General features: G+C 71.9%; 8 protein-coding genes, 1 tRNA gene and 1 pseudogene. 6 read left to right on the top strand and 4 right to left on the bottom strand.

The window, feature by feature from the left end; genetic code table 11:
- The 5 genes and pseudogenes from Q1N79_RS21450 to Q1N79_RS21430 form a co-directional block, all read left to right on the top strand.
- Positions 1 to 534: prolipoprotein diacylglyceryl transferase family protein (locus Q1N79_RS21450; RefSeq protein ID WP_300611673.1), on the top strand; the 534-nt coding region annotated here is incomplete at its 5' end.
- A gap of 70 nt (positions 535 to 604) precedes the next feature.
- On the top strand, positions 605 to 5248 hold the full coding sequence (gene gltB / locus Q1N79_RS21445) for a glutamate synthase large subunit (RefSeq protein ID WP_300611671.1): 4644 nt from the start codon (positions 605 to 607) through the stop codon (positions 5246 to 5248).
- A 71-nt stretch (positions 5249 to 5319) separates the two neighbouring features.
- Positions 5320 to 6771 carry a glutamate synthase subunit beta gene (locus Q1N79_RS21440; protein WP_300611668.1) on the top strand — a complete coding sequence of 484 codons (1452 nt, stop codon included), beginning with the start codon at positions 5320 to 5322 and terminating at the stop codon, positions 6769 to 6771.
- A 65-nt stretch (positions 6772 to 6836) separates the two neighbouring features.
- A pseudogene (locus Q1N79_RS21435) lies at positions 6837 to 7424 on the top strand (pyruvate kinase); the annotation flags it as partial.
- Positions 7425 to 7682: 258 nt separating this feature from the next.
- Positions 7683 to 8606: a PP2C family serine/threonine-protein phosphatase gene (locus tag Q1N79_RS21430; protein WP_300611665.1), complete on the top strand. Its 924-nt coding sequence runs from the start codon at positions 7683 to 7685 to the stop codon at positions 8604 to 8606.
- Positions 8607 to 8620: 14 nt separating this feature from the next.
- Here Q1N79_RS21430 and Q1N79_RS21425 read toward each other — a convergent pair whose 3' ends face one another.
- The 4 genes from Q1N79_RS21425 to Q1N79_RS21410 all read right to left on the bottom strand — a co-directional run bounded on the left by Q1N79_RS21425 (position 8621) and on the right by Q1N79_RS21410 (position 11025).
- On the bottom strand, positions 8621 to 10036 hold the full coding sequence (locus Q1N79_RS21425; RefSeq protein WP_300611663.1) for a CoA transferase: 1416 nt from the start codon (positions 10034 to 10036) through the stop codon (positions 8621 to 8623).
- Positions 10037 to 10102: 66 nt separating this feature from the next.
- On the bottom strand, positions 10103 to 10252 hold the full coding sequence (locus tag Q1N79_RS21420) for a hypothetical protein (RefSeq protein WP_300611661.1): 150 nt from the start codon (positions 10250 to 10252) through the stop codon (positions 10103 to 10105).
- A 21-nt stretch (positions 10253 to 10273) separates the two neighbouring features.
- A complete protein-coding gene (locus Q1N79_RS21415; protein WP_300611658.1) occupies positions 10274 to 10879 on the bottom strand; it encodes a hypothetical protein in 606 nt (201 codons plus the stop codon).
- Between the two features lie 62 nt (positions 10880 to 10941).
- Positions 10942 to 11025, bottom strand: a tRNA-Leu gene (locus Q1N79_RS21410).
- Positions 11026 to 11071: 46 nt separating this feature from the next.
- Between Q1N79_RS21410 and Q1N79_RS21405 the strand changes: the two genes are divergently transcribed.
- On the top strand, positions 11072 to 11638 hold a 567-nt coding region (locus Q1N79_RS21405), incomplete at its 3' end, for a response regulator (RefSeq protein ID WP_300611656.1).

Here is an 11638-nt window from a genome sequence, read left to right as displayed (position 1 = left end):
ACCGGCCCGTGGCTGCCGCGCGGCGCGCGCGGCCGCCGGCTCCGGCTTGGCCCGGTAGCCGCCGCGGTGGCGCCGGCGATCGCCTTCGGCCAGGCCGTCGCCGCGATCGGGGACTGGGTCGCCCAGCAGGGCTTCGGCCATCCCTCGTCCCTGTGGTGGGCCGTCATCGTGTCGCCAGCGCACCGTCCGTCCGGCTACGAGAACTTCGCCACATTCCAGCCGATTTTCCTTTACCAGGTGCTATGGGATGTAACGACCGGTGTCACGGTGGCGTGGGCGGCGCGCCGCTTCGCGCTCCCGGGAGAGCGCGTTTTCGCCCTCTGGGCCGCGGCCTACGCGGCTGGCGGTTTCGCTCTGTTTTGGCTGGGTATCGGTCATCTGCCGGTTGTCCTGGGGCTCAGGGCGGGAGAACTAGGCGACGCCATGGTGTTCATCGGCGCCGCCATCTACTTCGCGCGCACCAGGCGCATGCGCACCAGGCCCGTTCAGCCTGCGCAGAAGCCGGCAGTGGAAAGGGATTCACCAGTCATGTAATGTCAGCGTAACCTACGTGTAGCGCAGGGCCAGCGTCGTCCCGACCGCAACAAGGCATTACAGCGGACGTATGACGACAGGAGTGCGGATGGTGCCTGCCGGAACCGAGGGACTTTACGACAGCCGGTATGAGCACGATGCCTGCGGTGTAGGTTTCGTCGCCGACCTCTCGGCACGCGGCGGGCACGATGTCGTGTCCAGTGCGCTGCGCGTCCTGCGCAACCTGGAGCACCGGGGCGCGAAGGGCGCCGACCCGGACACCGGCGACGGTGCGGGCATCCTCACCCAGATTCCCGACGACTTCTTCCGCGCGGTCACCGGCCTCCCGCTCCCCGGCCCGGGCGCGTACGCCGCCGGCCTTGCGTTCCTTCCGGTCGATCAGTCCGAACGAGCCCAGGCGACTGCCGCGATCGGCACGCTGGCCGCGGACGAGGGGCTGACCGTCCTCGGCTGGCGCGCCGTGCCGATCGACCCTTCTCGCTGCGGCGCGGGCGCCCGCGAGGTGCTGCCGCATCTCGCGCAGCTGTTCGTGGCCGGGGCGGGTGGCGAGCAGGGCATGCGCCTGGAGCGGATGGCGTTCTGCCTGCGCAAGCGGGCCGAACACGAGGCGCGCGTCTACTTCGCCAGCCTGTCCTGCCGGACGCTGGTGTACAAGGGGATGCTGTCGGCGCCGCAGGTGGAGCCGTTCTTCCCCGACCTGTCCGACGACAGGTACGCGTCGAACCTCGCGCTCGTGCACTCGCGGTTCTCCACGAACACGTTCCCGTCCTGGCCGCGGGCGCACCCCTACCGGTACATCGCGCACAACGGCGAGATCAACACCGTGCAGGGCAACCGCAACTGGATGCGGGCTCGCGAGGCGATGCTGGCCAGCCCGCTGATCCCGGCGTCGGCCAGCGGCCAGGGGATCGAGCGGCTGTTCCCGATCGTCGACCCGTCCGGATCCGACTCGGGCAGCTTCGACGAGTGCCTTGAGCTGCTGCACCTAGGCGGCCGGTCGCTGCCGCACGCGCTGCTCATGATGATCCCCGAGCCGTGGGAGAACCACGAGGAGATGGACGCGCGGCGGCGCGCGTTCTACGGCTACCACGCCACGGTCATGGAGCCATGGGACGGCCCCGCGCTGATCGCGTTCACCGACGGCACCGTGATCGGCGCCGTGCTTGACAGGAACGGGCTGCGGCCCGGCCGGTACTGGGTGACCGGCGACGGCCTGGTCATCCTCGCCAGCGAGGTCGGCGTGCTCGAGATCGAGCCGGCCCGGGTGGTGCGCCGCGGCCGCCTGCAGCCCGGCCGGATCTTCCTCGCGGACACCGCCGCAGGCCGGATCGTCGAGGACGAGGAGGTCAAGGCCGAACTCGCCGCCCAGCATCCCTACCAGGAATGGCTGCACGCCGGCCTGGTGCACCTGGACGAGCTGCCGCCGCGCACCCGCCAGCCCGTCCGCCACCCGGATGAAGAGCCCGTCCGCCACCCGGCGGACCTGCTCACCCGGCAGCGGATGTTCGGGTACACAGAAGAGGAACTGCGGGTCATCCTGGCGCCGATGGCCCGCGACGGGGCGGAGCCGATCGGCTCGATGGGCACCGACACGCCCGTGGCCGTGCTCTCTGACCGGCCCCGGCTGGTGTTCGACTACTTCGCGCAGCTGTTCGCCCAGGTGACCAACCCCCCGCTTGACGCGATCAGGGAAGAGCTCGTCACCTCGCTGTCCACCTCGACCGGCCCGGAGCACAACCTGCTCGCGCCGGAGCCGGCCTCCTGCCGGCAGATCGTGCTGCCGTACCCGGTGATCGACGAGGAAGACCTCGCCAAGATCGTGCACATCAACGATGAGGGGAACCTGCCCGGGTTCGCCGCGCACGTGGTCGACGGGCGGTTCGACCCCACCGGCGGCGGCGACGGCCTGCGCGCCAGGCTGGCGGAGATCTGTATCGAGGTGGACGCCGCGATCGAGGACGGCGCGCGCCTGATCGTGCTCTCCGACCGCGGCACGGCCACCGCCACTGATAACAGCAACACGCGGGCCGCCAGCGCCGGCCACGTCGATGACGGCAAGTGGATACCGATCCCGTCGCTGCTGCTGACCGGGGCGGTGCACCACCACCTGATCAGGGAGAAGACCAGGACGCGGGTCGGCCTGATCGTGGAGTCAGGCGACGCGCGCGAGTGTCACCACATCGCGCTGCTCACCGGCTACGGCGCCGCCGCCGCGTGCCCCTACCTGGCGCTTGAGACCGTCCGCGACCTCGCCGCCAAGGGCGAGCTCGGCGCCGTCAAGCCGGACAAGGCGGCCGCCAACCTGATCAAGGCGCTCGGCAAGGGCCTGCTGAAGATCATGTCCAAGATGGGCGTGTCGACGGTCGCGTCCTACACGGGCGCGCAGGTCTTCGAGGCGATCGGCCTCGGCGAGGAGGTCATCGGCACCTGCTTCGCGGGCACCTCGTCGCGCCTTGGCGGGGTCGGGTTCGGGGTGCTCGCGCAGGAGGCGGCCAGGCGGGCCGCCGTGGCCGCGGGCGGCGCCGGGATGGCGCACCGGCGGCTGGAGACCGGCGGGGAGTACCAGTGGCGCCGCGAGGGCGAGCCCCACCTGTTCAGCCCCGAGACGGTCTTCAAGCTCCAGCACGCGACCCGCAGCCGCCGCTACGAGATCTTCAAGCAGTACACCGCGCTGGTCGACGACCAGTCGGCGAGGCTGCACACGCTGCGCGGCCTGCTCCGGATCCGCGGAATCGATGACGTGGGAGAGTCGCCCCCGTCCGTTCGGATCGCTATTGATGAAGTTGAACCGGCCGCGAGCATCGTGCGGCGGTTCGCGACCGGGGCGATGTCCTACGGTTCCATTTCCGCCGAGGCGCACGAGACGCTCGCGATCGCGATGAACCGGCTCGGCGGGCGGTCCAACACCGGCGAGGGCGGCGAGGACCCGGACCGGTTCAGCCCCGACGGCAACGGCGACCTGCGGCGGTCCGCGGTCAAGCAGGTGGCCAGCGGCCGGTTCGGCGTGACGAGCGAGTACCTGGTCAACGCCGACGACCTGCAGATCAAGATGGCCCAGGGCGCCAAGCCAGGGGAGGGCGGCCAACTGCCCGGGCACAAGGTGTACCCCTGGATCGCCAAGACCAGGTACTCCACGCCTGGCGTCGGCCTGATCTCGCCGCCGCCGCACCACGACATCTACTCGATCGAGGACCTGGCGCAGCTCATTCACGACCTGAAGAACGCCAACCCGGCCGCCCGGGTGCACGTCAAGCTGGTCGCCGAGGTCGGCGTCGGCACGGTCGCCGCGGGCGTGTCCAAGGCGCACGCCGACGTGGTGCTGATCTCCGGGCACGACGGCGGCACCGGCGCCGCGCCGCTGACCTCGCTCAAGCACGCAGGCGCGCCGTGGGAGCTCGGGCTCGCCGAGACCCAGCAGACGCTGCTGCGCAACAAGCTGCGCGACCGGATCGTCGTGCAGGTGGACGGGCAGCTCAAGACCGGCCGGGACGTGATCATCGCCGCGCTGCTCGGCGCGGAGGAGTTCGGCTTCGCGAGCGCGCCGCTCGTCGTGTCCGGCTGCATCATGATGCGGGTCTGCCACCTGGACACCTGCCCGGTGGGCGTGGCCACCCAGAACCCCGAACTGCGCGCCCGGTTCACCGGGAAGCCGGAGTTCGTGGTGAACTTCTTCGAGTTCATCGCCGAAGAGGTCCGCGAGTACCTGGCCGCGCTCGGGCTGCGCTCCCTGCACGAGGCCGTCGGGCGGGTCGACCTGCTGGAGGTGGCGCTGGCCGTGTCGCACTGGAAGGCGGCCGGGCTTGACCTGACGCCGGTGCTGCACGCGCCCGCCTGCGACGGGCCGCGCTCGCACGTGGTCGCGCAGGACCACGGCCTTGACCGGGCCCTGGACAACACGCTGATCCAGCTGGCCGAGGGCGCGCTCGAGGAAGGCAGGCCGGTCCGCCTTGAGCTGCCGATCCGCAACGTCAACCGGACCGTCGGCACGATGCTCGGCTATGAGGTGACCAGGCGGTGGGGCGGCGAAGGGCTGCCCCCCGACACGATCACGGTGTCGTTCACCGGGTCGGCGGGCCAGTCGTTCGGCGCGTTCGTGCCGCGGGGCATCACCTTGCGGCTCGCCGGCGACGCCAACGACTACCTCGGCAAGGGGCTGTCCGGCGGGCGGCTGATCGCCTACCCGGCGGCCGACTCGCCGTTCGCCGCGCAGGAGCAGGTCATCGCGGGGAACGTGATCGGCTACGGTGCCACCGGCGGTGAGATCTTCCTGCGCGGCGTGGTGGGCGAGCGGTTCTGCGTGCGCAACTCCGGCGCGCTCGCGGTCGCCGAGGGCGTCGGCGACCACGGCTGCGAGTACATGACCGGCGGCCGCGTGGTCATCCTCGGGCCGACCGGCCGCAACTTCGCGGCGGGCATGTCCGGCGGCGTCGCCTACGTGCTCGACCTGTCGCCGGTCCGGCTGAACAGGGAGATGGTCGACGTCGACCCGCTGGAGGATTGCGACATCACGTTCCTGCACGACGTGGTGAAGCGACACCACGAGGAGACCGGGTCGACGGTGGCCGCGGAGCTGCTCGCCGCATGGGAGGCGGGCGTGGAGCGGTTCACGAAGGTCATGCCGAAGGACTACAAGCGGGTCCTGTCGGCGGCGTCGGCGGCCGAGCGCGAAGGCCGCGACGTCAACGAGGCCGTCATGAGCGCGGCGCATGGCTAACGCGCCGCAAGCCCCGGCTGGTTTGTGCCGACAACTGAGCAGAGCGCACGGGTGAGAGGCTGAGCACTGACATGGGCGACCCGAAGGGGTTCCTGAAGACCGCGCGCGAGACCCCCCGGCGGCGGCCGGTGGACGTGCGGCTAGGTGACTGGCGCGAGGTGTACGAGCCGTTCGCGCGCGAGCGGGCGGAGCGGCAGGCGGCACGGTGCATGGACTGCGGCATCCCGTTCTGCCACCACGGCTGCCCGCTCGGCAACCTGATCCCTGAGTGGAACGACCTGGTGTACCGGTCGGACTGGGCGCGCGCCGCGGACCGGCTGCACGCCACCAACAACTTCCCCGAGTTCACCGGGCGCCTGTGCCCCGCCCCGTGCGAGGCGGCGTGCGTGCTCGGCATCACGGCGCCGTCCGCAAGCGCGGGCGAGCCGGTCACGATCAAGCAGGTCGAGGTGGAGATCATCGACCGGGCGTGGGCGTCGGGCGGCGTGGTCCCCGTGCTGCCAGCGGCCCTGACGGGGTTCTCGGTGGCGGTGGTCGGGTCGGGGCCCGCCGGGCTGGCAGCGGCGCAGCAGCTGACACGGGCCGGGCACCTCGTGACGGTCTTCGAGCGCGACGACCGTCCCGGGGGGCTGCTGCGGTACGGGATCCCCGAGTTCAAGATGGAAAAGCGGCACCTGGACCGGCGGCTCGCCCAGATGGCGGCCGAGGGAACCGTGTTCTCGTGCGGCGTCGCCGTTGAGTCGGCGTCGCAGCTGGCCGGGTTCTCGGCGGTCGTGCTGGCCGGCGGCGCGCGGGTGCCGCGCGACCTGCCCGTGCCCGGGCGGGACCTGGCGGGCATCCACCAGGCGATGGAGTACCTGCCGCCGGCGAACAGGCTCGGCGCGGCGTCGCCCGTCACCGCCGCCGGAAAGCACGTGGTGATCATCGGCGGCGGCGACACCGGGGCGGACTGTCTCGGCACCGCGCTGCGCCAGGACCCGCGGTCGGTCACGCAGCTGGAGATCATGGCCAAGCCGCCGCGCACGCGCGCGGAGAACCAGCCGTGGCCGACGTACCCGATGATCTACCGTGTCTCGTCCGCGCACGAGGAGGGCGGTGAGCGCGTCTACGCCGCGTCCACCGAGGAGTTCCTCGCGGACGGGGCTGGCGCGGTGCGGGCGCTGCGCCTGACGGAGGTGTCGATGTCCGGCGGCCGGTTCACGCCGGTGCCTGGCACGTCGCGGGAGATCCCCTGCGACCTGGCGCTGCTGGCCATGGGCTTCACCGGCGCGGAGCGGCCCGGGCTGCTCACCGACCTCGGCGTCGAGTTCGACGCGCGCGGGAACGTGCTCAGGTCGGCCTCGTATGAGACCACGGTGCCGGGCGTGTTCGTCGCCGGGGACATGGGCCGCGGTCAGTCGCTGATCGTCTGGGCGATCGCCGAGGGCCGCAGCGCCGCGGCGCACGTCGACAGGTACCTGCGGGCCCTCGACCGGCCGGCCCTCCCGGTCGCGATCCCCCCCACGGCACGCCCGCTGACCTAGCGGGCCGGCCGTGCGGGCCCCGCCAGCACCCCTCGCGACAGGCCACCTCACGCCGCACGCGGCGCGTCCGCGCGGCCAGCGACGCCACCGGCCGCAGCGTGGGGGTGCTCGCCGACCTGCAGGGGCCGAAGATCCGGCTGGGGACCTTCCCAGGCGGGCCGGTGCGGCCGCGCCCTGGCGATGAGTTCACATCACCACGATGACATCCCAGGCGGCTAGCACGAGGCGGCCACGACCTACCTGGGCCTCGCCGGCGACGTGCGCGCGGGCGACCGCATCCTGATCGACGACGGCAACGTCGCACTCGACGTGGGCGCGTACCCGATCGAGACCGTGGCCACCATGGCCCGCATCATCGCGGCGGCCGAGGAGGGCTCGCTGCGCGCGGAGTCGTCGCTGACCCGCGTGCCACGGAGCCGGCCACCCGCAGCCAGCTTGCCCTCACCTGGGGCGTGGAGACATTCATCGTGCCGACGGTGCGGCACACCGATGACATGGTGCACGAAGTGGACGCCGCGCTGTTCGGCCTCGGCCGCTGTCGCATCGGGGACAAGATCGTCATCGTGGCCGGCAGCCCGCCCGCCAGCCCGGGCAGGACCAACGCGCTGCGGGTGCACAGGATAGGCGACGCCATCGCGCTGCCCTACCCCTGATCGCGCACAGTTCGCCGCACCCCTGATCGCGCACAGTTCGCCGCCCGATCCCCGTCAGAACGCCACGAACGCCCCTAACGCACCGAAAGTCCCAATGGACCCGAACGCTTAGCCAGAAAAATAGCGTCTTCGCCCCCGGCGGACATAGGCTATGGTGCTGGCGAGCAGGCGGACGGGCGGCCAGGATGACGGTCATCGAGGCCGACTCGCGGGCGCGCCTGGTCATTGTGGCGCCAGCTGACAGGAGCTGATGGGGCGATGAGCACGTCGACGACGGATGACCCGGCTGGCGGGCGGGAGTGCCCGGTGTGCGCGGCGGATGACTCCGGCGCTCGGGCGGTGGCTGGCCCGGACGGTTACTGCGAGTCCTGCGGCCGTAAGGTGCCCGCCGGGCGAGACCACGCCGAACTCGACCTTGGCGTGCTCGTCGGCGTGACCGACCGCGGGCTGCGGCACCGGCGCAACGAGGACGCCATGGCGGTGGCCACCGAGATGGGCCCGCACGGAATCGTCGCGCTCGCGGTCATCTCCGATGGTGTCTCCTCGGCACCGCGCCCCGACGAGGCGTCGCTGTCCGCGGTCCGGACCGCGATGAAGGTGCTGCGCACGAGCGCGCGGGCGGGGGAGGACCCGGTCGGCGCGTCCATAGCGGCGGCCAGGGCGGGCGGGGAGGCGCTGACGGACCTGGCGGGCTACACGGGCGCCCCGGCGGCGACCTACGTGTCCGCGGCGGTCAGCCGCGACGTCGTCACGGTCTGCTGGCTCGGCGACAGCAGGGCCTACTGGCTGGCCGCCGACCCGGCCGAATGCGCCCGGCTCACCAGGGACGACTCGCTCGCCGAGGAGATCGTCGCGGCCGGGATCGCCAGCACGGAAGAGGCGATGGCGTCCCCCCAGGCGCACGTGATCACCCGGTGGCTCGGTGCCGACATGCCCCCGCTCCAGCCGCATGTCGCGCAGTTCGCCCCGCCTGGACCCGGGGTCCTGCTCGTCTGCTCGGACGGGCTATGGAACTACCGGCCGGAGCCCGCGGACCTGGCGGCCATGGCGCTGCCCGGCGCGCTGACCAGCCCGCTCGCCACCGCCGCCGCCCTCGTGAAGTTCGCCGTGGACGCGGGCGGCATCGACAACATCACGGTCGTGCTGATCCCGTTCCCGCTGGCCGACGCCCAAGCGGCATAGCGGCGGGCCAGGGCTTAGCGCGCTCCTTCGCCCTCGCCGCCGAAGGCCGGCTGGTCTGCGCCGAGTTCTGTGGTGCGCTCCCAGCCGGGTCGCCGACTGCCCAGCCGGCCGGGCGGCCGGACAACCTCGACGCTGAACCCGCTTCCGCCGACGACGCACAGGTACGGCGCCGGCTGGATCGTCCGGGACGGGCCGCCGTCCGTCCGGGACGGGCCGCCGTCCGCGCGCCCGGCGTCGGTCAGCCATTTGGCCGTGCGGGCGAGGGACAGCTCCTGGGCGCGGGGGGCGCCGTCGGCGAGGCCCGCGGCCAGGGCCATGGCGGCGGCGGCCGCGGCGAGGTACCCGGTGGCGTGGTCGAGGGCCTGGGCGGGGAGGGCGCCGGGGGTGCGCCCGTCTCCTTCTGCCGCGGCTATCCCTGTGGGGCACTGCACGAGCGAGTCGAACCCGCGGCGGCCGGACCAGGGACCGGAGTTCCCCCAGGCGGAGATCGTCACCACGCTGAGGTGTGGCCAGCGCTGCGCGAGGCTGCCGGGATCGAGGCCGTACCTGGCCAGCGCGCCGGGGCGGTAGCCCTGGACGATCAGGTCGGCCTCGGCGAGCAGTTCCTCAAGCCGGGCCCTGCCGGGGGACTGCGCCAGGTCGAGCAGCGCGCTGCGCTTTCCCTGCAGCGTGTCGATGGCCTGAGCCGGTATCTCCGGCAGCCGCGGGGCGTCAAGCCGCAGCACGTCCGCGCCCCACGCGGCGAGCGTCCGGGTGGCCACCGGGCCCGCGATGACCCGGGTGAGGTCCAGGACCCGCACCCCCTCAAGCGCCCGCGCCGGGGCCCTGCGGCAGACGGAGGCCGCCCCCGGCCCGACGGTGGTCTGCACGAGCGGCTGGGCCGCGACGGCCCGGCCGTGCGGGTGAGCGCTCCATTGCCGCAGGTCCCTGACCGCGAACCCCAGCGCCCCGGCCGCGGCGAGGGACTCCTCGAGCTCCAGCGCGCTGCGACCGGAGATTGCCGCGCCGACCGAGGCCGGGTCGCCGCCGCAGCCGAGAACGCCAAGGGCCCGCTCGAGGTGCCACGGGTAGTTGGTATGCAGCCGGATCCAGCCGTCCGCCGCCGCCCAGAACCGGGACAGCGGCGCCATCCCCACCCGCAGCTCTGAATTCAGGCGCCGGGCGTACCGTTCGCTCGTCGCCGCGACCGCCACGTGCTCGACGTCGAGCGACACGGGTGCCGGACGCCCGGCGTTGCGGGCCGCGTCGTACACCGAGACCGCCAGCGTGGCGGCCCCGACCGCGGCGGTCATCAGCCCGGTCACGTCAAAGCGTGACGGCAGCAGTCCCGCCGGGTCGCCGTCGACTCGCACGCGCTCGAGGTCGGCCAGGTCCCCGCCGACAGCGGCCCACGCCTGGCGCATCAGGGCCGAAGAGGAGGCGTTCGGCATAGCGGCATTCTGGCCTCGCAGCGGGCGGACGTTCAACCGCCCGGCCGGTGCGGGCAGCGGACCTGGTCAGTACTTCGGCCCGACGAACTCATCAAGTCGCGCTACCGCCTCCTTCCTCGCCACCGAGATCGTGGTGGGCTTGGAAAACCGCCACCCCACCCCGAGCAGATCCAGCGCCTGACCGCAGAGCCGGCGAATGTCATCGGAGGAGTTCACCAACAGATACCGCGGGTACTCCTACCATCGGTCGCCGCCGGCCAGCCTCCCGCGGACCCGGTTGACGCCCCGCCAGCCATCTGAGTGGAATAGTCCCCGCGCGAAGTCCCCCGGGCACAGCTCCACGATGGCCCGCTGCCACGGCGCAAGCTCGATCTTGCGAGTGTGCTTCTTGCCCGGTCCGTGCTGCGGAAACAGGCACGGCCAGTGCTTGGAGTAGCTCTTGACTTCGGTCATGCCGACTCTGCGGACGCTGAAGACGCCGGACGCGGGCATGACCGCCGACATCGCGCTCTTCGCGGCCGCCATGAGACCGGGCCAGGCGTCGCTGCACGCGATGGACAGCGCGAACACGTCCCGGTGCCCGCACGTCAGGCATCCATCGCCGAGGTAAAGACCTAGCAGATACGAGTACGCGGGCTTATTGAGATCCCTGCCGTCGCAGCGCGGACAGTCCGACGCCCGTTTCACGCCGGGAGCACGAGGAGCATGAGGAGAGCGCCGGCGTTCCGTGCGCCATTTCTGGACGGCGCCGATCGAGACGCCGGTAATGCGAGCGACTTCGCGGTCGATCAGGCCTTGCCGGGACAGGCTACGCGCGGTGTCCACCGTTATCTGCGGGTGCATGGAAATATGGTCTCACGCACCACTGACATTTTCGGGAAAGAGCTGTGAGCTGCAGTAACCAGTGCCGGGAGCGGGATTCGAACCCGCACGCCCTCTCGGGCAAACGCTTTTGAGACGTCCGCGTAAGCCAGTTCCGCCATCCCGGCTGATGCGCTCGCAAACAATGTACCGCCTGACTGTAGGCTCGTGGGCGTGAGCCAGAATGCGCTGCGTGTCGTCATTGCCGAGGACGAGGCGCTGATCCGCCTCGATCTCAAGGAAATGCTCGAAGAGGAGGGCTACGACGTCGTCGCCGAGGCGGCCGACGGGGAGGCCGCCGTCGAGCGGGTGACGGCGCTGCGGCCGGACCTGGCGATCTTCGACGTCAAGATGCCGGTGCTCGACGGGATCTCGGCCGCCGAGCGGATCGCGGCCGACCGGATCGCCCCGGTCGTCATCCTGACCGCCTTCTCGCAGCGCGAACTGGTGGAGCGGGCGCGGGACGCGGGGGCGATGGCGTACCTGGTCAAGCCGTTCACCAAGGCCGACCTGGTGCCCGCCATCGAGATGGCGGTCAGCCGGTTCGCCGAGATCCGCGCGCTGGACACCGAGGTGGGCACGCTGCGCGAGCGGCTGGAGATCCGCAAGCTGCTCGACCGCGCCAAGGGAGTGCTACAGGCCGAGCACGGCATGAGCGAGCCGGAGGCCTTCCGCTGGATCCAGAAGACGTCGATGGATCGCCGCCTCACCATGCGCAAGGTCGCCGAGGCGATCATCGAG

The organism is Trebonia sp. (assembly GCF_030042015.1).
Taxonomy (GTDB): Bacteria; Actinomycetota; Actinomycetes; order Streptosporangiales; family Streptosporangiaceae; genus Trebonia.
The sequence above is the reverse complement of the archived record's forward strand: the minus strand, read 5'-3'. Positions and strand labels throughout refer to the sequence as shown.